This is a genomic window from Bradyrhizobium sp. AUGA SZCCT0431, from assembly GCF_018131065.1.
GTDB lineage: Bacteria > Pseudomonadota > Alphaproteobacteria > Rhizobiales > Xanthobacteraceae > Bradyrhizobium.
Genome location: NZ_JAFCLR010000009.1, coordinates 144,765 through 164,250, shown reverse-complemented (window position 1 = coordinate 164,250; position 19,486 = coordinate 144,765). Strand labels below are relative to the sequence as shown.

Genomic DNA, 19,486 nt, shown 5'->3' with positions numbered 1-19,486 from the left:
CAGGAGGACTTATCCATGCGTATCCTACAACCGGCCGAATGGTCGAAACCCCGCGGCTTTTCACACGGTGTCGAGGTCGATGGTCCCGGCAAATGGATCGTGCTGGCCGGCCAGACCGGCGGCGACGAGAAGGGCGACTATCAGCCCGACATGGCCGCCCAGGTCGGCACGGCGCTGAAGCGGATCATCAAGCTGCTCGGCGAGGCAGGGGCTGGTCCCGAACACATCGTCCGCCTGACCTGGTATCTGACCAGCCGCAGCGAATATGAGGCGGCGGGCGCCGGGATCGGCGCGGCCTGGAAAGAAACGATCGGGCGCAACTTCCCGCCATCGACGCTGCTCTATATCGACGGGCTGGTCGACGTCAGGGCCAAGGTCGAAATCGAAGTCACGGCTTACGTGCCCAAATCCTGAAGCGGACTTAGGCGCGCTCGAACAACACAGGAAACATAGACCATGACCAACCGCTCGACTTCAGAAGCCCGATCGACTTCAGCGAGTTTCGTAACTGCCTTTGCAACCGGCTGGCCCGAAGCGCAACCCGACATCATGGTGCTGTCGCTCACGACCCATAACGGGGTGCAGGATTTTGCCTTCAACAAGGAACAGGCCCTGCTGATCGCAAAGACCATCAAGGAGACTGCTGCGAGGCTGGAGAAGCCCAAAACCGGCTAGTAACCGCAAAGAGCGCTCATAACGAAAATCGCCCGCTCTTCAGCGGGCGATTTGGTATTCGCGACAGGGCGGGCGGACCGCTGCGGTTTACTTCGAAAGCGAAATGTTGGCGGCGCGGAACAGGCTGTCGGCCCGGATGCTGACGGACTGCTTGTTGCCGGTTGTCCTGAGCCCAATGTTGGCGTTGAAGCCGGCGGTGACCGCCGTGACCTGGAAGTTGCCGCCGCCGCCGCGGCCCTGCAGGCTGCCGGTGATGCCGCGGCTGGTTTCGCTCCACTGCCCGACAATCGCGCCGCCCTGGTCGACCACGTTGGCCGTCAGGTTGAACCTATAGGCGTCGCTCGCGCAGGTGAGGCTCATGTCCATCTTGGCGCCCGCAACGTCATAGACCGCGCGGCAACGGATGCGTTCGTTCGATCCGTCGTCCAGCGTGACGGTGCCGCCGCCGGCCCACTTGCCGGCCATGCCGGCGTAAGGTCCGGAGGACTGGGCATAACTTGCTGGGACTGCAAGCGAAGTCATAAAAAACGCGACGGCTGCAATTGTCAGCCGCCGCGGATAGGCGAAGAATTCTGATGTTCGGCTTGTCTTACTGACGGGACGCTTCCCATCGACCGCTACACGGTACACCAGCTGATGCCCCATTCCATTTCCCCGATCCGGAGTTGCCACTGAGTTGACCGTTCGCATATGCACCATTGATCGAGACTCGCACAAGTCCCCCGGAACTGACGGTGCCGGAGACCGGGGCGCCGGACCCCGTTACCTTACCGTCGCTTACAGTGACGGTTGAGGCGGTGCGCGCATCGCAACTGCCGGTTTTGGTGACGACGGTAACCTGCCAAAGCCCGTCATAGGGCTGCTGGGCGGCGGCGGGAGCGGCCGCGAAGGCAGCTATGGCAAGAAACGAAGTCAAAAACAGCTTGCTGATGCGGTTGGAACGCATGGATGGAATCCCCGAGCGATGTGTGTGATGAGCGCGTTATCCGGTCACAATGTGTTCAAACTTTGGTGCGCCGCAATAACGCGGAAAGTTCCTGTGGTCTCAAACACATCAAGGTGAATCCGGTTCCGGCCTCGGAACGAATAAATGCGCGAAATGGGCTTCGATACGGGCCATGATTCGGGTCCGGGATGCTTAACTGGCTGAAACGGCCGCATATTCCCCGTTCTGTCAGTGCTTGGCGTCGGAAAGCTTTGGCGCGAGGGTGGCGAATTGCTCGTCCTGGGGCCGGGCGGGCAGGGTCTTGTGGATCCTGGCGTAATCGATGACTTCGCCGAGCAGCTTTTGGCCCAGGGGAGCCAGCGCGCGCTCCCAGAGTTCGCGTGCGGTCTCGCCTTTCTTGACGAAAACCCACTCCTGCGCCGCGATCGCGCCGGCGTCCATCCGGTCGGCGAGGTGATAAATAGTGCCGCCGGCGATCGGATCGCCTTCCTTGATGGTCCATTCGACCGCGGCGATGCCGCGGTGCCGGGGCAGCAGCGAGGGGTGATAGCCGATACCGCCGAGCTTGGCGACGGCCAGCGCCTCGCGGGTGATGCGGGCGTGGCTGTGGGCGGTCACGATCAGGTCGCTGTCGGTGGCGATTTCCGCCGCGGTGACGAATCTGGCGTCTCCCTGCACGACGACCTCAACGCCAGCGGCCCTCGCTGCGGCCGCCAGCCGGTCTTCGTTGTCGTGGACGACTATCCTCGCGATTTCGACGCCGTGATCGCGCAGCATGGTGAAGGTCGTCACGCCGAAATGGCGGGAGCCGACGAGGGTGATCCGCATATGTTCCGTCCGTCGTTAGTCAGGCCGATATGCGGATAGCACACCAAAGCCGTCAGACTCGCCGCCGGGGTCGGCAAGTCCGGGTTATCAACAGTCAGGGTTATCAACGAAAGGCCGCGCCGGGCAAGTCGGCGCGCCGACGCCGCAGTTAGTTCCTGCTGGCGCAGCTCGGGTAGGGCGCGGGCTCGCCGGGCACGATCGGACAGACACGAATGGGCTGCAATTGGCGCAACCGCGCCAGCCATTTGGTCTCGTCGATTGCGCGTCGCCCTGTCGCCGGCGCGCGTTCGGCCCATTGCACCGTGTAGTAATCGGCGCTGCCTTTGACGGTGACGATGAGCGTGGTTTCGCTGTGTTTGTCGGCGCCGGTTTCGAGCCGGCCGCAGCTTGCCACCGCGACATACGCATCTTGATCGCCGAATTTGGTCGCGCCAAATCCTTGCGCTGCGAAGGAGTCGGGGCAGGCCGACTTGAACCCACCGACCATCGAGCCCGCAAAGCTTTCCGGCGAAACCCCGGCGTTGCCGGCGGCCCCCTTGGCGCCGGTCACCGTGATCATCTGGGTCCAGCTCTTGACCGTCTCGCCCTTCAGCACGGCCTCGCGGACATAGTTCGTCCCTTTGGTGTTCTCGAACACCGTGGCGAAACTGGCGGGCAAGCTGAACATGACGAGTTGACCGAAGATCGGCGAGATCACCTTGAACGCCGGTGGGGCCGGACTTTGGGCCGATGCCGACGTCGCGAGCAGCGCGCACAAGGCCGCCGAGAAAACTGTCACTCGCGTCATTGGCAGCTTCCTGGCCGGCTTCGCCTTGCAATCCGCGCGTCCGATCATAGGCCCGCGACGGCGCGCCGACGGTTGGCGCGTGATCCCCAAAGGGACCCCCAAGGGTCAAGTCAGGATACGAAGCTCCGGCCTACGGGGGGTGCGGGGCTGGTCCTTGACCGGCTGTGACTGACGCGTCGCCGCCAATTGAAGCTGGGTTCGCAGGTCGGCGCTGCATTGCTTCATCTGATTGCGCAGTTCGCGGCGCGTAAAGGTGGTGAGGGAGGGATCGGCCAGCTGCTGCCAGGCAGAGCGCAGCCATTCCTGCAGGGCGCGGATATCATTATCAAGGATTACGGGCTGGTTCATGCCGCCGAATCTCCGGATGTGATCGCCGCCAAATTAGGTCTGATTCGTTTACAGAAGCCTACTCCGGTAAATGACGGGCGCGACCTTACCCTCGGAACGAGCGCCCCACATATACGTTGGGTCCGCAGCTTTCCCCTGGAGATTCAATGTCCGGCCAATCGGCGCTTGTTGGCTTCGCAATGCTGGTCAGCCTGATCGTGCCCGGCAGCGCGTTCGCGCAGTTCCCGCCGCCCGCCGGCTCGGCCGGAGCGGGCAATTCTGCGATCAGCGGCATACCTTACGGTCCGGCCAATCCCAGCGTGGTCAGCGACCCCAGCGGAATCGGAAACGCCTCCCGGATCCCGCCGCCCGGCACCAACAGTCCTGCGCCGTCCCCCAGCTACAGTTCGGTCAACGCGTCGCCCTCGGGTTCGCGCGTGGTCGTGCCGCCCTATGCGGGCGCGTCACAACGGATCACCGTTCCACGCCAGGCAAGGTCAAAAAGGCCACCCGTGCGCCCGCGCGGCCGGGTTGAGACCAGCAAGTTCACCGGGATCTGTCGGGGCTGCTAGCGGCGCGTTGCCTTGAGGCAACGCCATGCGTCGCGCAGGGGCCCTGCCTAATGCGGCTGCAGATCGTTCGCTTTCCAGCCGGTGGAAAGCACAAGGAACAAGGCGCGATACGCATGGTATCGGGCGGCGGGCCGGGTTTTCTCCCGTCCGCCTGCAATCATTTTCCCGCTCTGATCGCGCACTTGCCAGCAAAAGTTCCGGCGGCGCTTGAAGATGACAAATTGCAGCATCGGAGGCCGGAACACCGCGCGGGGCGAGTTATTCCAGGGAAAATGCGGACGATGCATGTTTCGCCTCATGGCGTGCGTGGCTCCGATTGAGAGTGGGAGGAACGCTCAAACGCCTTATGGCCGATTCTCTTCCAAAATGTCGGGGTGGCAGGCTTGATTGCGGATCGTGGGGGCTGGGCCAAGGGGGGCACGGTATTGTTGCCCACCGGTGCGGATCCCAGCGACCCCAAGAATGAAAACCCCCGCCGGCCTGTGAGGATCGGCGGGGGCGTATGGGAAAGATGGTGCGAGGCTGGGGGGTGCCCAGGTGTCGCGCCAAGGACCCGCGTGAAATCAGCCCTATCGAACAGTTCCGGGCAAGACGATTTTGTAAGCAATGCTGCCTGCGTTTAATGCACCGCTGCGCCAGCGCGCGATCTTTGCGGCATCACTCGACCAATCGATCACTCCGCGATGAATGACGTCGTCTTGGTCCCGGAATCGTAGCGAAGCCTGAGCACGTTGAATTTGCACAGATTGACGTTCTTCCAGAGCACCGATTCATCATAGTTCGCCCAATCCACCTTGATGTTCCAGACGCAGCCGTCCTCGTCCTCGTCCTCATCGAATTCAACGTAAGCGGTGTCCTGGTTCTTCAGGGTCTTGTCGAGTTCGTTCTCCCATTCGTCGAGGCCGTCATCGGGCGAATTGAAACCCAAGAACTTGATCGCATAGCCGGTCTCGTTGATGACCGAAACATTGCGGTTGTCGGCGGCGAAAGCGGGCGCGGCGGCGAGCGATAGTCCAAGCACAATCAACGCGGATAAAATCGTTTTCATTTGAAATGCTCCTGGCGGCACAAGGCGTGCGGCGACGCGTTTAGCAACCTTTGCTTTCGCGGTCCTCTCACGCAGCGCACGATGATCGCAATCTGGACATCCGTATTCGTCCGGGTTAGCGGCACGCGGCTTCGCAATCTATAACGGCGTCGCTAACAGCGGGGGGCAGGGCGTTCGCTCATCACAGTGAACGCCTTTCCACTGGAGGCTCACGAGGCCCGGACTCCTAGGCACTCCGGGCCTCGTCTACCTCACCCACACATCCGCTCAGCCGGTCAGCAACCGACGGCGATCTTTTCCTCCACTGAGATTGCGATCACCGGCACTCTGCAGTGGCTGCGCGGTCATCCGCCTGTCGCAAAACCTTCGGGCTGCGGTCAATTAGGACGGGCACCCTTCGTCGCGATTCGACGAGGACGCCTTGAATGCCGATTGGAATACGCGCGAAGCAAGACCTGACCGGACAAGGCTTGACCAGACGTCAATTGCTGGTTCGGTCCGCATCCACCGCAGCGGTCGCAGCATTGGGAAGTGTTGCCAAACCTTATCTCAGCCGCGCTGCGGATCGTCCGCACATCGCCAGCGGGATCGCGTCGGGCGACGTCTCGGCCGATTCCGCGGTGATATGGGCAAGGGCCGATCGGGCCGCGCGCATGCAGGTGGAGTGCTCGATCGACGAGAGCTTCAAGTCCATCCTTCGCGTCGCATCGTCGGAAGCGCTGCCCGAGCATGACTTCACCTCGAAGCTTTTGCTCGAGGGCCTTCCTCCGGGGCAGGATATTTTCTATCGGGTGCGTTTCGCTGATATCGGCGAGTCCGGGATTTCGGGTGACGCACAGGTCGGCCATTTCCGCACCGCGCCGGTGGCGCGACACGCGATCTCGTTCGTGTGGTCGGGCGATACGGCCGGCCAGGGCTGGGGCATCGATCCCGCCCGCGGCGGCATGCGGACTTACAAAACCATGCTCGAAAACCGCCCGGACTTCTTCATTCATTCCGGCGATCACATCTACGCCGACTGTCCGATCGAAGCCGAATTGAAGCTGCCGGACGGAGGCTTGTGGCGGAACATCGTCACCGAAGACAAATCCGTCGTTGCCCACAGCCTCGCGCAATATCGCGCCAACTACAAATACAACTTGCTCGACGAAAATCTGCGCGCCTTCAACGCGCAAGTGCCGATGCTCGCGCAGTGGGACGACCATGAAGTGACCAATGACTGGGCGCCGATCGGCACCGCCGACGAGACCGGCTACGCCGAAGACGGCAGCTCCCACCTGGTGGCGCGAGCGGCCCGCGCGTTTCATGAATTCATGCCGATCCGCAACCTGGCCGGGCAGGCGGGGCGGATCTATCGCAAGGTCGCCTATGGGCCGCTGCTCGACGTCTTTCTGATCGACATGCGCAGCTATCGCGATTCGACAGGGAATAATCGCGACGACCGCAGCGACACCTGCATTCTCGGCCCGGCGCAACTGGCATGGCTGAAGCGTGAACTCACGGCGTCCGATGCGACCTGGAAGGTCATCGCCGCTGACATGCCGATCGGATTGATCAGCGAGGATGCGATTGCGCTTGGCGATGGCCCGCCGGAGCGGCGCGAATGCGAGATTGCCGATCTGCTGTCCTTCATGAAACGCATGGGCATCAGCAACACGGTGTGGCTGACGGCCGACATGCACTATACGGCCGCGCATCGCTACGATCCGAACCGCGCGGTATTCCAGGATTTCGAGCCGTTCTGGGAGTTCGTCTCCGGGCCACTGCATGCGGGGACCTGGGCGCCCGCCCAGTTGGACAATACGTTCGGACCGGCGGTGGCGTTCCAAAAAGGCTGTAGCGCGGAGCAGGGCGAAAACCTCGCGCCATGTTTCGGACTGCAGTTCTTCGGCCGGGTCGATATCGATGGCCGATCGGAGGTCATGACGGTGACCTTGAAGGATGTCGACAATCGGGATCTATGGTCGGTGGATATCGAGCCGCGGCCGGATGGACGGCAGAAGCAAGTGCTGTCGCAACACATCTGATCCGGCTGACGCAAAAGCGGCAAGCGCGGATGCGTCTAAGCCTGGCCCGGCATAAGGACGTACTGCCTGGCGACCCGGAAGCGGGAATCCGCACTGTCCTGACGGAATAGCGCGAGCCTGTCGATCGCGAGGCTCTCGAGGCCGAGCGTCGAAAAATTGTTTCTCAGCATCGCCAGAACGGTCTCCAGGCGGCTTGCGTCGAGCCGGCCTGTAAGCGTCATGTGGAAACGAAACTCTTCCATCACGTAGGGATAGCCCCAGCGGTCGAGATGGGCGCGCTGCGCCGATGTCAGGCGGGAAGGCTTGCGGCGCGCACGGTCCGCTTCGGTGAGCGGCGCGCGGAACGAATCGAATTCGCCGACGCAGTCGGCCGCAAGGCGGATCAATTCCGCCGGTGGCTCAGCCGGGATCACGGCGACGAAGCCACTGATCGAACCGACCACCGGCCTGATCACCGGAATCGCCCGGGCCGTTGCGGCGAACGCGGCACACGCCGCGAGCAGTTCGGCCTCAGTCCTGCCTTGTGCCAGCGAGAAGGGCGGCTTCAGCGTGGCGTGAAAGCCGTATTTGCGGGGATCGGCCGTCAGGTTGCGCCAATCCGGCGCAGCGCTGGCGACGTCTTCCGGAAACGGCAGGTCTTCGCCGCCAAAGGCGTCATAGCCAAGCAATTGCGCGCCGAAGCGATTGAGGTCGCTGGCCTGCGCCGGGGCGTAGTAGATCGCGTAACGCGGATAATTCGACATTAGAGCGTTTTCCAGCGAAGTGGATACCGGTTCGCGTCAAGAAAACGCGTCAATCAAGAATCTGGAGCCCTGTTCCGATTCAATCGGAACGGAAAAGGCTCTAGCACAGGATAGAGCCCGCTCACGCGGCCGCAACCGCCTTGCGCTGAGCGACGGTCGGATTGCGCAGACGGCCGGCCTCTGTCAGATGCACCAGGCGTCCCGCGGCCATGACGGCGACGACACGTGGCCGCAACGGCACCTTGTCATCAACGAAGATGATGTCGGCACGCTGGCCGGTGGCGAGAACGCCGCGATCGGTGAGGCCGGCGGCCCGGGCGGGGGCTGACGATATCAGCTGCCAGGCCTCGGCCAGCGGCAGCACGCCATCGGCAGCGAGACGGAACGCTGCCAATAGCTGCGCCGGATAATAATAGTCCGACGCCAGCACCGAGCATAAACCCTTGGCGATCATGTCGGACGCCTTGGTCCAGCCGGTATGGCTGCCGCCGCGGACGACATTGGGCGCGCCGAACACGATGAAGTCGCCGGCCTCTGCCGCCTCGCGCGCGGTTTCCTCATTGACCGGAAACTCGGCGATGCCGACGCCCTGCGCCCGAAACGCCTTCCGCATCTCGGGGCTTTCGTCATCATGCGACAGCATGCGCACATTGGCGTCACGCGCCGCTTTCGCCAGCCGGGCGATCGAGGCCGGCACCTCGTGTGCGCGGCCAACGACGCTCGTCACCAGCAAATCGAACGCCTCGTTCGACAACCCGGTGCGTTCGACCATGCGGCTGCGCTTTTGCGGCTTGTCGAGGTTGGCGACCGTCCCATCCATGTGGTCGTTGAATGCGAACAGATCGATGCGCCCGTCCGACAGCCATTCGATGATCTCGGCTTCGGCGTCGAGGTTGTAGGTCTCGTGGCGCAGATGGAAGCGGGTGTCGGCCGAAAGCTGCGGCCGCATCGACTCGATTGCTTCCAAGAGCCGCCTGGCATTGTCGCCAGAGCGCAGGCCCGGCTCCCACGACCAGGTCGTGCCGTGATAGACCGTGGTGATCCCGTTGCTGATCGCCTGCCGGTCGCTGTCAACAAGGGCGACGTCGATCGGGAAATCGACGCCCGGGCGCGGCATCATCTGCCGTTCGAACGCATCGCCATGCAGATCGACGATCCCCGGCAGCACCAGCAAGCCGCCGGCGTCGATGCCCAGCGAAGCGCGGCCCTGGTCGGCGCCGATTGCGCTGATGTCACGGCCTGCGATCCGCAGCGAGGTCTCGTGGATTTCGTGGCCGAGCAGGGCCCGGCCGCCTTCGATGAAAATGTCAGTCACGATGCTGCACCCTGATGCCTGATCTGCGCGCGGACGGAGCCCGCGCCTGCTTCGTATCTTGCGAGAAAATCCTCGACCGTGAGCTTGCGGAAATCGGGCAGGGCGCGGCGCAGCGTCTCATGGTCCCAGTTCCACCAGGCAAGCTCGGCGAGCCGGCCGGCGACCTCTTCCGAGAACCGCCGCTTGATCGGCCGCGCCGGATTGCCGCCGACGATGGTGTAGGCCGGGACGTCCCTGGTCACGATCGCGCCGGCGGCGATCACCGCGCCGGTGCCGATGTTGCGGCCGGGCAGAATGATCGCGCCATGCCCGATCCAGACGTCATGGCCGATATGGATATGGTGCGCGCGCCGCCATTCGAAGAACTCGGCGTCGTCGCTCTCGCCGGGAAAATAGGCGCTGGCCCGGTAGGTAAAGTGCGCCTGCGTCGCGCGGTGCATCGGGTGGTTGCCGGGGTTGATCCTGGTCATCGCCGCGATCGAGCAGAATTTGCCGATGGAAGCGTAGGTGATCTGGGCGTCGTTGACGACGTAGGAATAGTCGTCCATCGACACTTCATGCAGGATCGTGCGTGCGCCGACTTCGCAATAGGCACCGAGCCGGGTGTCGTGCAATTTCGCCGTGGGATCGACGGTCGGGTCGACTGAAAGCATTTTGCCGGCCATACGGGCGTCTCTCCGCGACAAAGATGGTGCCACGATGGCACGTCATCGACGGGCATGATGACATCTTCGTGACGGTTGCATGACGGATATCGCGTGAGCGATGAGGGTGTGGACGACGCCGCACCGCAGCGTGATTGTCACACAACTGTAAAGTCCAATCGCTAGCGATGATCCACGAGTGGGATTCTGGAGCATTGCATGCTGGTGGTGGAAGGTTTGACGTGCCGTTTCGGCACAAAAGCCGCAGTGGATGATGCGTCATTCTCAATCGCGCCTGGCAGCTTCGTCGGCGTGATCGGCCGCTCCGGCGCCGGCAAGTCGACGCTGCTGCGGATGATCAACCGTCTCGCTGAGCCTTCCGAAGGCCGCATCCTGTTCGAAGGCGTCGACGTGACCGCGCTGCGCGGCAAGGATTTGCGGCAGTGGCGCGCCCGCTCGGCGATGATCTTTCAGCAGTTCAATCTGGTCGGCCGGCTCGATGTGCTGACCAATGTGCTGATGGGAAGACTTTCCGACATTCCATCGTGGCGGTCCCTGACCCAGCTTTGGCCCGAAGAGGACAAGGCGCTGGCGATGTCGGCGCTGGAGCAGTTCGACATGGCCTCGCTCGCGGCGCAACGTGCCGACCAGCTTTCCGGGGGCCAACAGCAGCGGGTCGCTATCGCACGTGCGCTGGTACAGGAACCGGACATCATTCTCGCCGACGAGCCCATTGCCTCGCTCGATCCGCGCAACACAAGGATCGTGATGGATGCTCTGCTTCGCATCAACAAGCACTTCGGCATCACCGTGATCTGCAATCTGCATTCGCTCGACCTGGCGCGAAGCTATTGCGACCGCCTGATTGGCATGTCGGCTGGCCGCATCGTGTTCGACGGCGCACCGACGATGCTGACCGATCACATCGCGCGCGAGCTCTACGACCTCGAGGCTAACGAAGTCATGGGCGGCGCACCGCTTCACGCGCCCGACGATTCAACCGTGCCGGCGCTCGGCACCGCCGCTGCGGCCTGAGTATCGCGTCGATACAAGCCGGCAATCGGCCTGTTTCGCTAAAAGAGACAGGGAAAGTCATGATCAGTCGCCGTCTCGTTCTTGCCGCTGCTGCACTCTGGTGCGTTTCTGCCTCGGCGGCGTCCGCGCAGGACTGGAAAGCCAAGTATCCTGAACTGGTGATGGCGCTTGTGCCGGCCGAAAATGCCACCGGCGTTCTGGCGCGTGTTGGACCCTTTGCCGACTATTTGACCCAGCAACTCGGAGTCAAGGTGACCCTGCGGGTTGCCAATGACTACACCGCGGTGATCGAGGGTCAGAAGAATCGCCAGATCCACATCGGCCAGTATGGGCCGGGTTCCTATGCGCGCGCCAACGCGGTGTCCAACGGCAACGTCATCCCGTTCGTGACGCTGCGCAATTCCGGCGGGGTCATCGGATACTATTCGGTGATGTATGTGCGCGCCGACAGTGAGTACAAGTCGGTCGGAGACCTCAAAGGAAAAGTCCTGGGGTTGGTGGATGTCGAATCCACATCCGGTTACAAGGCGCCGACGTTTTTTCTGGCGGACCAGGGCTTCCCGGTCGAAAAACACTTCAAGCTCGCGCAGGCAACCGGCAGCCACGAGAATGCGATATTCGCGCTTGCGGGCGGAACGGTCGATGCCGCCGTCAATTGGTGGAACGCGGAAGACGACTCGAATTTGAGGCGCATGCTCACCAAGGGAATGCTGAAGAAAGCTGACGGCACTGCGATGACCCCAGCTGATTTCCGCATCGTCTGGAAGTCGCCGTTGCTCCCGGGCTCCCCCTTCGCGCTTCTTGCCGACATGCCTGAAGATCTGAAAGCGGCAATTATCCAGGCGTTTGTCGATGCCCCGAAGAAGAACAAGGTCGCGTTCGACGCTCTGACCGACGGCAAGGTCGAGAATTTTGCTCGGGTTTCCAAGGAAGACTACGTCGAATCCGTGAAGATGAATCTTTGGCTGGATCAACAGCGAAAGCACAGGGGTAACTGACCTCACGTCATCCCATTGTCACTTAATCTGCCGATGGTTTCGCAGAATTTCAGAGGGAGAAATCGATGATTACGCGCCGCAGCCTTTTGGCTTTGACGATCGGTCTGACACTGACCACTCCGGCCCTGGCCCAGTCCTGGAAGGACAAGTATCCCGAGTTGGTGTTTGCGCTCGTGCCCGCCGAAAACGCGACCGGGACGCTTGATCGCTATACCCCGTTCGCGAATTATCTCTCCAAGGAACTGGGCGTGAAAGTGACCATGCGGATTGCCAGCGACTATACGGCGGTGATCGAGGGCCAGAAGAACAAGCAGATTCACATCGGCTTTTACGGACCTGGATCGTATGCGCGGGCCAACACTGTCTCGGGCGGCAATGTTATTCCGTTTGTCACGACCAAGAACAGTGATGGATCGATCGGCTACTATTCCGTCATGTACGTGCGCGCCGACAGCAAATTCAAATCGATCGAGGACCTCAAGGGAACGACGCTCGGCTTTGTCGATGTGGAATCGACGTCCGGCTTCAAGGCCCCGAACTTCTTCCTGACCCAGCAGGGCTTCCCGATTGACCGTTACTTCAAGGTCGGCCAGACCACAGGCAGCCATGAGAACGCCGTGCTGGCGCTGGCCGCCGGAACCGTTGATGCCGCCGTCAACTGGTGGAACTCGGAGGATGATTCGAACCTGACGCGCATGCTCCACAAGGGCATGGTGAAAAGGACGGACGGAACGCTTATGAAGAAGGAAGACTTCCGTATCGCCTGGAAGTCGCCGCTTCTGCCGGGTTCGCCGTTCGCCTATCTGGCCGATATGCCCGACGACCTAAAAAAGGCAATTGTGAAGGCATTCGTTGACGCTCCGCAGAAAGACAAGGACGCGTTCGCCAAGCTGTCGGATGGCAAGGATCTCGGCTTCGTCGAGGTGACCGCGAAGGACTACGAAGAGTCGGTGAAAATGAACCTCTGGCTCGACGAACAGAGGAAGAAGAAGGCCTCCTGAACCGTCGGTGGACGGCAGCGGGCCTGATCGCTGCCCGCTGCCGTCACCGGGCTTGTTCGTTCACCATCGTCCCACGCATGAGTGGGGCAGGACAATATTTTGACTAGTCACCTTCACCGTCTTGGCGACCAACAGGTCGCGGCGCTCCTCGGCCAATACAGTGCGGCTGTCGGCGCAAAGCGCCGTCGAACGCTGCTTTTCGTATTGGCCCTTGCCGTGTGTGCCGCGCTGGCCGCCTGGGGCGGCGAGGTCGATCTGCGCAAATTTGTCGAAGGGCTTCCAAGGTTCTGGAGCTATCTCTACGACATCCTGCCGAAGCTGCGGCTTGGGCATTTCAGTACCGACTTCGCCGAATGGTTCTGGAACTGGGACGGCTGGCTCCGGCTGCTGGCTGAAACGCTTCTTGTTGCCTATGTCGGAACATTCCTCGGCGCATCGATTGGCTTTGTTCTTTGCTTCTTTGCGAGCGCAAACCTGATCACAAATGTTCTCGTTCGTAGCTTCGTGCGACGCTTGCTTGAGTTTTGCCGCACGGTGCCGGAGATCGTCTTCGCACTATTGTTTGTATACGCACTGGGGCTCGGTCCGATACCCGGGGTCCTGGCCATCGCCATTCACACGGCCGGGGCGCTCGGCAAGCAGTTCGCCGAAGTAACCGAAAACATCGATATGAAACCTGTCGATGGCGTCCGTGCAACTGGCTCGAGTTGGGTGGAACAAATCCGTTTTGCCGTAGTGCCCCAGGTCTTATCGAACTTTGTAAGTTATACGCTGCTGCGCTTCGAAATAAACGTACGTGGGGCGTCGGTGATGGGCTTTGTGGGTGCCGGAGGGATCGGCAAGGAGTTGCTGGGTTCGATCCGGCAGTTCTATTATTCGGACGTCAGTGCAATTCTTCTGATGATCATTGCGACCGTGATCGTTATCGATCTCCTCACGGAACGCTTACGCCACCGACTTCTCGGAATTGAGGGACATCGATGATGTCGCAACCGTCGTCCCTTGCCGGGGTTGACCGGGCTCGGCTGGCGCAAGCCTATCCCGACATTTTCAGGCCGTCGCCATTGAAGCGAATGCAGGCGGTGACGATCGCAGTTGCCCTCGTCGGATTGTTCGTGTTCGGCATGGTGTGGCTGGGCTTCTCGTTCGAAAAGTTGGTAACCGGAATAGGTCGTCTAGGTGTCATCATCGGCTTGATGTTTCCTCCAAGTCCGGGCGGCTTGCTTCACCTTTATCTCAAAGGTCTCGCTGAAACCCTTGCTATCGCATTTCTGGGTACGCTGCTGGCAGCGGTCATCGCGTTTCCGCTCGCTTTCATCGCCGCCAAGAATGTCGTTGGTCAGCGTATCCTGCATTTCCTGTCGCGTCGTTTTCTCGATACGATACGCGGCGTCGATACGTTGATCTGGGCGCTGATCTTCATCAATGTGGTCGGGCTTGGACCATTCGCCGGGATTCTGGCAGTCGCGATGTCTGACATAGGGTCGTTCGGCAAACTGTTTTCCGAGGCCATCGAGACCGCCGATACCAAGCAGGTCGATGGTGTGACCTCGACCGGAGGGTCTGCGCTTCATCAAATTAGATTTGGCGTCGTTCCTCAGGTGCTCCCGGTCATCCTGAGCCAGGTGCTCTATTACTTCGAATCAAACACGCGCTCCGCGACCGTGATCGGCATTGTCGGTGCGGGGGGAATTGGCCTTTACCTCTCGAACGAGATCAATCAGCAAAACTGGGATCATGTTGCATTCTTGATCATCATGATTCTTATCACAGTTGCGGTGATAGATTTTATCTCCGCTCGACTGCGTTTCGCGATCATTGGCCGCGCCGCAGTATTACGCGACTAGCTCACCGTCACGTATCCTCGACCAAAAACTCGACGCGCTCGGCGGCGAAGCGCGAGCGCTTGGTAACGATTGGCTTGCCGTCGGGATCAACGTCGGTGCTGTCGACCACCAGCACCGGGCGGCCGAGTGCGAGATCAAGCCGTGCGGCGTCGCTGGCGTCGGCTATGGCGGCGGTGATCCGGGTGGAAGACCTGCGGTAATCGCGGATGCCGTAATGCGCGGCCAGCTTGGTCATCGAGCGCACGCTGGCAAAGACCTGTCCCGCGTCGGGGAAGCGCTCGGCGGAGAGCCATGAGGTGCTGACGCAGATCGGGGTGCGGTCGGCCAGCCGAAGCGCCTCGATCCGGACCAAGGGTGCGCCCGTCTTCAGTCCGAGTTCCCGCGCCAGTTCACGGGTAGCGACATCGTCGGACGCTTCGATCAACTGGCCGCGCGGTTCATGGCCGCCGGCGCCGACGATTTCGGAAAACCGCGTCCGCGAGCGCAAGGGATAGGCGAGGCGCTGGGTCTCGACATAAGTGCCGCTGCCGCGCTCGGCGCGCACCAGCCCGCGTTCGGCGAGCGTCGCCAGCGCCCGGCGCACGGTATGGCGGTTGACCCGATAGGTCTCGGCGATCTCCATTTCGCCCGGCAGCTTTTCACCCGCGGCGAAGCGGCCCTCGGCAATGCCGCGTTCGATCCCGTCGGCGACCTGCCGCCACAACGCCACACCGGTGGCTGCATCCTGCATGCTCATGGTGTGAAACTACCCGGAACGGCCATCCGAAAAAACAACCCTGTTGTCACCAAACAGTCATGGCGTTTGGTTATGAAGTTGTCTACTAGCATAGACAACTTGATTCCGGCAAGGTGGATATGACGGCAACCGAGAACGACAAGCAGGTGCAGCGCAAGGCGGTCATGGCGGTGCTGGCGCATTCCGATCTATCGGAGATATCCGGCCGCCTGGCGGCGATCACGCTGCCTGATCACGAGCATCTGCGCGATCCGGAGAACGGCCTCGTGATGGTGCGCGGCCGCATCGGCGGCGATGGATCTGCCTTCAACCTCGGCGAGGCCACGGTATCGCGTGCGGCGGTCCGGCTTTCGACCGGCCAGGTCGGCTTCGGCTACACGCTCGGCCGCGACCGTGAGAAAGCGCGGATGATCGCGCTGTGCGACGCCATGGTGCAGTCGGATGAGTTCGCCGGCCTCGTCGAGACAAAGGTGATCGCGCCGCTGCGTGCGGCGATGTCCGAGAAACGGAACCGCAAGGCCGCCGAGGCCGCGGCGACGCGGGTGGATTTCTACACCTTGGTGCGGGGAGAGGGCTGATGACGACGGTTGCCGAACTGCCCGCTGGATTTGCCGACAAGGTGCTGTCGGCACAATCGACCTTCCGCTCGGTGATGGATGCAATGGCGCGTCCTGGCAGCGTGCAGCGCATTGCGGCCGTCGCCGGCACGCCCGCCGCCATGATGCGCGGCACCGCGGCCATTGCGCTGACCCTGTTCGACCATGATACGCCGATCTGGCTCGACAGTCGGATGTCGGAAACATCCGACGTCGCCAAATGGCTCAAATTCCACACCAGCGCGCCTGTCATCGCGGATTCCTCGATCAGCAGCTTTGCCCTGATCGGCAACCCCCGCGAGCTTCCGGCGCTCGATCGTTTTGCGTTCGGCAGCAATGAATACCCGGACCGTTCGACGACGCTGATCCTGCAGGTCGACAGTCTGACGGAGGGGCCCGCCCTCGAACTGCGCGGCCCCGGCATCGACGGCACCGCGATCCTGCAGGCCGCGATCCAGCCGCATGATTTGTTCGAACGGCTTGCCATCAACGTAGCCCTGTTTCCGCGCGGCATCGATGTCGTGCTGGTCCATGACGACGCGATTGTCGCGATACCGCGCTCCACGCGGCTGGTCGCGAGAGGAGGCTAGACATGTACGTTGCCGTCAAGGGAGGCGAACGCGCCATCGAGAACGCCCATCGTCTGCTGGCGCATGAGCGGCGCGGCGACCGTGACGTTCCCGAAATCTCGCTGTCCCAGATTTCCGAGCAACTTTCGCTCGGCGTCGACCGCGTCATGGCCGAGGGCTCGCTGTACGACCGCGAGCTCGCGGCTCTCGCGATCAAGCAGGCGCGCGGCGACATGATCGAGGCAATCTTCCTGGTGCGCGCGTTCCGCGCCACCCTGCCGCGCTTCGGCGCCACCGAGCCGGTCGATACCGGCGCGATGCAGGTGCGGCGGCGGATTTCCTCGACCTTCAAGGATATTCCGGGCGGGCAGATTCTCGGGCCGACCTTCGATTACACCCATCGGCTGCTCGATCCGCAACTCGCGGAGGGATTTTCTCCGGAAACGCCGGAGACGAGCGAAGCCTCGCTCGCGGCGACGCCGCGCGTGACCGACATTCTCGGCCGGGACGGGCTGATCGAGCCGTCGCCGGAGGCGAATGCCGAGACACCGGTTGGCGACCTGACGCGCGAGCCGCTCAGCTTCCCGGCGGATCGCGACCTGCGCCTGCAAAACCTGGCGCGCGCTGACGAAGGCTTTCTGCTGGCGCTCGGCTATTCGTCGCAGCGCGGCTACGGCCGCAACCATCCGTTTGCTGGCGAAATCCGGTTCGGCGAGGTCGAGATCGAATTCATGGCCGAGGACGTCGGCTTCGCCGTGCCGCTCGGCGCGATCGCGATGACCGAATGCCAGATGGTCAACCAGTTCAAGGGCTCGGCCACCGAAGCCCCGTGCTTTACGCGCGGCTATGGGCTCGCCTTCGGGCAGAGCGAGCGCAAGACCATGTCGATGGCGCTGGTCGACCGCACGCTGCGCGCCCGCGAACTCGGCGAGGAAGTGATCGCGCCCGCCCAGGACGAAGAGTTCGTGATGTCGCATTCGGACAATGTGCAGGCGACCGGTTTTGTCGAACATCTCAAGCTGCCGCACTACGTCGACTTCCAGTCCGAACTCGGCCTGCTGCGCAAATTGCGCAAGGAGTTCGCGGAAGCCACGGAAGCGCCGCCGATGCAGGAGGCCGCGGAATGAACGCACCGACGTATAATTTCGCCTATCTCGACGAACAGACAAAACGGATGATCCGCCGCGCGATCCTCAAAGCGATCGCGATCCCCGGCTATCAGGTGCCGTTCGCCAGCCGCGAGATGCCGATGCCCTATGGCTGGGGCACCGGCGGCGTCCAGGTGACCGCGGCGATCCTCGGGCCTGAGGACGTGCTGAAGGTGATCGACCAGGGTTCTGACGACACCACCAACGCGATCTCGATCCGCAAATTCTTCGGAAAGACCGCCGGCGTTGCGACGACCACCGCGACTGCGGACGCCACCGTGATCCAGACCCGGCACCGGATTCCCGAAGCGCCGCTGCATGGCGGGCAGGTGTTGGTCTATCAGGTGCCAATCCCCGAGCCGCTGCGGTTCCTTGAGCCACGCGAGACCGAGACGAGGCGTATGCATGCGCTCGGCGAATACGGCCTGATGCACGTCAAACTGTATGAGGACATCGCGCGCTTCGGCCATATCGCGACGTCCTATGCCTATCCGGTGAAGGTGAACGCGCGCTACGTGATGGACCCGTCGCCGACGCCGAAATTCGACAATCCCAAGATGGACAACTGCCCGGCGCTGCAATTGTTCGGGGCCGGGCGCGAGAAGCGGATCTACGCGATTCCGCCGCATACCACGGTGGTGTCGCTCGATTTCGAGGATCATCCCTTCACGCGCTACCGGTTCGACGCGCCCTGTGCGCTGTGCGGCGCTGATGACTCCTATCTCGATGAAATCGTCACCGACGACAAGGGCGGCCGGATGTTCGTCTGTTCCGATACCGATTACTGCGAGAGCCGCCAGTTGGCCGGCCATCGCGGCAGCGAGAGCGCGGCACCGCACAAGGAGAGGGCGCATGGCTGAGAAGACCCTCGACGATCAACCGCTGCTGGTTGCCGAAAACCTCGGCAAGACCTATGGCCGGCTGATTGCCTGCCGCGACGTGTCCTTTGCGCTCTATCCCGGCGAGGTGCTGGCCGTGGTCGGCGAATCCGGATCGGGCAAGTCGACGCTGTTGCAATTGCTGTCGGCCCAGTTGGCGCCGACCGCCGGCAGCGTCTCGTACCGGATGCGCGACGGCGTGCTGCGCGACCTGGCGGCCCTTGGCGAAGCCGAGCGGCGCTTTCTGTTCCGCACGGATTGGGGCTTTGTGCATCAGGATCCCGCGCAGGGCCTGCGGATGGCGGTCTCGGCCGGGGCCAATGTCGGCGAGCGGCTGATGGCGGTGGGCTGGAATCACTATGGCCGCATCCGCGACACCGCGTCATCCTGGCTGGAGCGGGTGGAGATCGACACCGACCGTATCGACGACGCGCCGCGGACCTATTCGGGCGGCATGCGCCAGCGCCTGCAGATCGCGCGCAACCTCGTCACCGAACCGCGGCTGGTGTTCATGGACGAGCCGACCGGCGGCCTCGACGTATCGGTGCAGGCGCGGCTGCTCGACCTGATGCGCAACCTCGTCAGCGAATTGGGCCTCGCGGCCATCGTCGTCACCCACGATCTTGCGGTGGCACGGCTGCTGTCGCACCGCGTGATCGTGATGAAGGGCGGCCGGGTCATCGAAACCGGGCTGACCGACCAGGTGCTCGACGATCCCCGCGAACCCTACACCCAGTTGCTCGTTTCCTCGATTTTGCCGGCATGA

Annotated in this window: 25 protein-coding genes; 14 read left to right on the top strand and 11 right to left on the bottom strand. The window is 62.4% G+C overall.

The genetic code is table 11. The features are described 5' to 3' along the window. Positions 1–15 precede the first annotated feature (15 nt). Positions 16–414 carry a RidA family protein gene (locus tag JQ567_RS10980; protein ID WP_212438825.1) on the top strand — a complete coding sequence of 133 codons (399 nt, stop codon included), beginning with the start codon at positions 16–18 and terminating at the stop codon, positions 412–414. Positions 415–456: 42 nt separating this feature from the next. Further along, the gene (locus JQ567_RS10975; protein ID WP_212262814.1) at positions 457–675 is read left to right on the top strand and encodes a hypothetical protein; all 219 of its coding nucleotides are present in this window, start codon (positions 457–459) and stop codon (positions 673–675) included. An 87-nt stretch (positions 676–762) separates the two neighbouring features. Here the strand turns inward: JQ567_RS10975 and JQ567_RS10970 are convergent, their stop codons facing one another. The 5 genes from JQ567_RS10970 to JQ567_RS10955 form a co-directional block, all read right to left on the bottom strand. Beyond that, a complete protein-coding gene (locus tag JQ567_RS10970) occupies positions 763–1,320 on the bottom strand; it encodes a hypothetical protein (RefSeq protein ID WP_409363591.1) in 558 nt (185 codons plus the stop codon). Further along, positions 1,265–1,621: a hypothetical protein gene (locus JQ567_RS38110; protein WP_249165390.1), complete on the bottom strand. Its 357-nt coding sequence runs from the start codon at positions 1,619–1,621 to the stop codon at positions 1,265–1,267. The genes JQ567_RS10970 and JQ567_RS38110 overlap by 56 nt, the downstream gene beginning before the upstream one ends. A 228-nt stretch (positions 1,622–1,849) precedes the next feature. Beyond that, positions 1,850–2,449, bottom strand: a complete 600-nt coding sequence (locus JQ567_RS10965) for a formyltransferase family protein (protein WP_212438823.1) — start codon at positions 2,447–2,449, stop codon at positions 1,850–1,852. Positions 2,450–2,597: 148 nt separating this feature from the next. Beyond that, a complete protein-coding gene (locus JQ567_RS10960; protein ID WP_212438822.1) occupies positions 2,598–3,236 on the bottom strand; it encodes a hypothetical protein in 639 nt (212 codons plus the stop codon). Positions 3,237–3,341: 105 nt separating this feature from the next. Continuing rightward, the gene (locus JQ567_RS10955; RefSeq protein ID WP_212438904.1) at positions 3,342–3,584 is read right to left on the bottom strand and encodes a hypothetical protein; all 243 of its coding nucleotides are present in this window, start codon (positions 3,582–3,584) and stop codon (positions 3,342–3,344) included. A gap of 146 nt (positions 3,585–3,730) precedes the next feature. Here JQ567_RS10955 and JQ567_RS10950 point away from each other — a divergent pair, with 146 nt between their 5' ends. After that, a complete protein-coding gene (locus JQ567_RS10950; protein WP_212438821.1) occupies positions 3,731–4,135 on the top strand; it encodes a hypothetical protein in 405 nt (134 codons plus the stop codon). 47 nt (positions 4,136–4,182) lie between these two features. Here JQ567_RS10950 and JQ567_RS10945 read toward each other — a convergent pair whose 3' ends face one another. Together JQ567_RS10945 and JQ567_RS10940 are read right to left on the bottom strand one after the other, a co-directional pair. Next, positions 4,183–4,422, bottom strand: coding sequence for a hypothetical protein (locus JQ567_RS10945; RefSeq protein ID WP_249165389.1), 240 nt, complete (start codon positions 4,420–4,422; stop codon positions 4,183–4,185). 386 nt (positions 4,423–4,808) lie between these two features. Further along, positions 4,809–5,183 carry a hypothetical protein gene (locus JQ567_RS10940; RefSeq protein ID WP_212438820.1) on the bottom strand — a complete coding sequence of 125 codons (375 nt, stop codon included), beginning with the start codon at positions 5,181–5,183 and terminating at the stop codon, positions 4,809–4,811. Between the two features lie 425 nt (positions 5,184–5,608). On the opposite strand from JQ567_RS10940, the gene JQ567_RS10935 reads away from it, so the two are divergent. After that, entirely contained in the window at positions 5,609–7,210 is a 1,602-nt protein-coding gene (locus JQ567_RS10935; protein ID WP_212438819.1) for an alkaline phosphatase, read from the top strand. Positions 7,211–7,245: 35 nt separating this feature from the next. On the opposite strand, the gene JQ567_RS10930 is transcribed toward JQ567_RS10935, so the two are convergent. The 3 genes from JQ567_RS10930 to JQ567_RS10920 all read right to left on the bottom strand — a co-directional run bounded on the left by JQ567_RS10930 (position 7,246) and on the right by JQ567_RS10920 (position 9,933). After that, positions 7,246–7,953, bottom strand: coding sequence for a DUF1045 domain-containing protein (locus tag JQ567_RS10930; protein WP_212438818.1), 708 nt, complete (start codon positions 7,951–7,953; stop codon positions 7,246–7,248). Positions 7,954–8,074: 121 nt separating this feature from the next. Then, positions 8,075–9,268, bottom strand: a complete 1,194-nt coding sequence (locus JQ567_RS10925; RefSeq protein WP_212438817.1) for an alpha-D-ribose 1-methylphosphonate 5-triphosphate diphosphatase — start codon at positions 9,266–9,268, stop codon at positions 8,075–8,077. After that, complete coding sequence (locus JQ567_RS10920; RefSeq protein ID WP_212438816.1) at positions 9,265–9,933, bottom strand: chloramphenicol acetyltransferase; 669 nt, start codon at positions 9,931–9,933, stop codon at positions 9,265–9,267. Before JQ567_RS10920 ends, JQ567_RS10925 begins: the two co-directional genes overlap by 4 nt. Positions 9,934–10,131: 198 nt before the next feature. Between JQ567_RS10920 and phnC the strand changes: the two genes are divergently transcribed. The 5 genes from phnC to phnE (JQ567_RS10895) all read left to right on the top strand — a co-directional run bounded on the left by phnC (position 10,132) and on the right by phnE (JQ567_RS10895) (position 14,793). After that, positions 10,132–10,947, top strand: a complete 816-nt coding sequence (phnC, locus tag JQ567_RS10915) for a phosphonate ABC transporter ATP-binding protein (RefSeq protein WP_212438815.1) — start codon at positions 10,132–10,134, stop codon at positions 10,945–10,947. 59 nt (positions 10,948–11,006) lie between these two features. After that, positions 11,007–11,945 carry a phosphonate ABC transporter substrate-binding protein gene (gene phnD / locus JQ567_RS10910; protein ID WP_212438814.1) on the top strand — a complete coding sequence of 313 codons (939 nt, stop codon included), beginning with the start codon at positions 11,007–11,009 and terminating at the stop codon, positions 11,943–11,945. A gap of 65 nt (positions 11,946–12,010) precedes the next feature. Continuing rightward, positions 12,011–12,946, top strand: a complete 936-nt coding sequence (gene phnD, locus JQ567_RS10905; RefSeq protein WP_212438813.1) for a phosphonate ABC transporter substrate-binding protein — start codon at positions 12,011–12,013, stop codon at positions 12,944–12,946. Between the two features lie 99 nt (positions 12,947–13,045). Continuing rightward, positions 13,046–13,930: a phosphonate ABC transporter, permease protein PhnE gene (phnE, locus tag JQ567_RS10900; protein ID WP_212438812.1), complete on the top strand. Its 885-nt coding sequence runs from the start codon at positions 13,046–13,048 to the stop codon at positions 13,928–13,930. Beyond that, on the top strand, positions 13,930–14,793 hold the full coding sequence (gene phnE, locus JQ567_RS10895; protein ID WP_212438811.1) for a phosphonate ABC transporter, permease protein PhnE: 864 nt from the start codon (positions 13,930–13,932) through the stop codon (positions 14,791–14,793). The genes phnE (JQ567_RS10900) and phnE (JQ567_RS10895) overlap by 1 nt, the downstream gene beginning before the upstream one ends. A gap of 7 nt (positions 14,794–14,800) precedes the next feature. Here the strand turns inward: phnE (JQ567_RS10895) and phnF are convergent, their stop codons facing one another. Continuing rightward, on the bottom strand, positions 14,801–15,529 hold the full coding sequence (gene phnF / locus JQ567_RS10890) for a phosphonate metabolism transcriptional regulator PhnF (protein ID WP_212438810.1): 729 nt from the start codon (positions 15,527–15,529) through the stop codon (positions 14,801–14,803). Positions 15,530–15,648: 119 nt separating this feature from the next. On the opposite strand from phnF, the gene phnG reads away from it, so the two are divergent. Genes phnG through phnK form a run of 5 tightly spaced genes read left to right on the top strand, consistent with a single transcriptional unit; the run spans position 15,649 to position 19,486 of the window. After that, positions 15,649–16,107 carry a phosphonate C-P lyase system protein PhnG gene (gene phnG / locus JQ567_RS10885; RefSeq protein WP_212438809.1) on the top strand — a complete coding sequence of 153 codons (459 nt, stop codon included), beginning with the start codon at positions 15,649–15,651 and terminating at the stop codon, positions 16,105–16,107. Beyond that, the gene (gene phnH, locus JQ567_RS10880) at positions 16,107–16,715 is read left to right on the top strand and encodes a phosphonate C-P lyase system protein PhnH (RefSeq protein ID WP_212438808.1); all 609 of its coding nucleotides are present in this window, start codon (positions 16,107–16,109) and stop codon (positions 16,713–16,715) included. The genes phnG and phnH overlap by 1 nt, the downstream gene beginning before the upstream one ends. Before the next feature lie 2 nt (positions 16,716–16,717). After that, entirely contained in the window at positions 16,718–17,821 is a 1,104-nt protein-coding gene (locus tag JQ567_RS10875) for a carbon-phosphorus lyase complex subunit PhnI (protein WP_212438807.1), read from the top strand. Next, positions 17,818–18,702, top strand: coding sequence for an alpha-D-ribose 1-methylphosphonate 5-phosphate C-P-lyase PhnJ (locus JQ567_RS10870; RefSeq protein ID WP_212438806.1), 885 nt, complete (start codon positions 17,818–17,820; stop codon positions 18,700–18,702). The genes JQ567_RS10875 and JQ567_RS10870 overlap by 4 nt, the downstream gene beginning before the upstream one ends. Further along, positions 18,695–19,486 carry a phosphonate C-P lyase system protein PhnK gene (gene phnK, locus JQ567_RS10865; protein ID WP_212438805.1) on the top strand — a complete coding sequence of 264 codons (792 nt, stop codon included), beginning with the start codon at positions 18,695–18,697 and terminating at the stop codon, positions 19,484–19,486. The genes JQ567_RS10870 and phnK overlap by 8 nt, the downstream gene beginning before the upstream one ends.

Coding starts and splice junctions, on each gene's coding strand:
- JQ567_RS10980 (WP_212438825.1), top strand. CDS start 16: ATGCGTATCCTACAACCGGCCGAATGGTCGAAACCCCGCGGCTTTTCA.
- JQ567_RS10975 (WP_212262814.1), top strand. CDS start 457: ATGACCAACCGCTCGACTTCAGAAGCCCGATCGACTTCAGCGAGTTTC.
- JQ567_RS10970 (WP_409363591.1), bottom strand. CDS start 1,320: ATGGGGCATCAGCTGGTGTACCGTGTAGCGGTCGATGGGAAGCGTCCC.
- JQ567_RS38110 (WP_249165390.1), bottom strand. CDS start 1,621: ATGCGTTCCAACCGCATCAGCAAGCTGTTTTTGACTTCGTTTCTTGCC.
- JQ567_RS10965 (WP_212438823.1), bottom strand. CDS start 2,449: ATGCGGATCACCCTCGTCGGCTCCCGCCATTTCGGCGTGACGACCTTC.
- JQ567_RS10960 (WP_212438822.1), bottom strand. CDS start 3,236: ATGACGCGAGTGACAGTTTTCTCGGCGGCCTTGTGCGCGCTGCTCGCG.
- JQ567_RS10955 (WP_212438904.1), bottom strand. CDS start 3,584: ATGAACCAGCCCGTAATCCTTGATAATGATATCCGCGCCCTGCAGGAA.
- JQ567_RS10950 (WP_212438821.1), top strand. CDS start 3,731: ATGTCCGGCCAATCGGCGCTTGTTGGCTTCGCAATGCTGGTCAGCCTG.
- JQ567_RS10945 (WP_249165389.1), bottom strand. CDS start 4,422: ATGCATCGTCCGCATTTTCCCTGGAATAACTCGCCCCGCGCGGTGTTC.
- JQ567_RS10940 (WP_212438820.1), bottom strand. CDS start 5,183: ATGAAAACGATTTTATCCGCGTTGATTGTGCTTGGACTATCGCTCGCC.
- JQ567_RS10935 (WP_212438819.1), top strand. CDS start 5,609: ATGCCGATTGGAATACGCGCGAAGCAAGACCTGACCGGACAAGGCTTG.
- JQ567_RS10930 (WP_212438818.1), bottom strand. CDS start 7,953: ATGTCGAATTATCCGCGTTACGCGATCTACTACGCCCCGGCGCAGGCC.
- JQ567_RS10920 (WP_212438816.1), bottom strand. CDS start 9,933: ATGGCCGGCAAAATGCTTTCAGTCGACCCGACCGTCGATCCCACGGCG.
- phnC (WP_212438815.1), top strand. CDS start 10,132: ATGCTGGTGGTGGAAGGTTTGACGTGCCGTTTCGGCACAAAAGCCGCA.
- phnD (WP_212438814.1), top strand. CDS start 11,007: ATGATCAGTCGCCGTCTCGTTCTTGCCGCTGCTGCACTCTGGTGCGTT.
- phnD (WP_212438813.1), top strand. CDS start 12,011: ATGATTACGCGCCGCAGCCTTTTGGCTTTGACGATCGGTCTGACACTG.
- phnE (WP_212438811.1), top strand. CDS start 13,930: ATGTCGCAACCGTCGTCCCTTGCCGGGGTTGACCGGGCTCGGCTGGCG.
- phnF (WP_212438810.1), bottom strand. CDS start 15,529: ATGAGCATGCAGGATGCAGCCACCGGTGTGGCGTTGTGGCGGCAGGTC.
- phnG (WP_212438809.1), top strand. CDS start 15,649: ATGACGGCAACCGAGAACGACAAGCAGGTGCAGCGCAAGGCGGTCATG.
- phnH (WP_212438808.1), top strand. CDS start 16,107: ATGACGACGGTTGCCGAACTGCCCGCTGGATTTGCCGACAAGGTGCTG.
- JQ567_RS10875 (WP_212438807.1), top strand. CDS start 16,718: ATGTACGTTGCCGTCAAGGGAGGCGAACGCGCCATCGAGAACGCCCAT.
- JQ567_RS10870 (WP_212438806.1), top strand. CDS start 17,818: ATGAACGCACCGACGTATAATTTCGCCTATCTCGACGAACAGACAAAA.
- phnK (WP_212438805.1), top strand. CDS start 18,695: ATGGCTGAGAAGACCCTCGACGATCAACCGCTGCTGGTTGCCGAAAAC.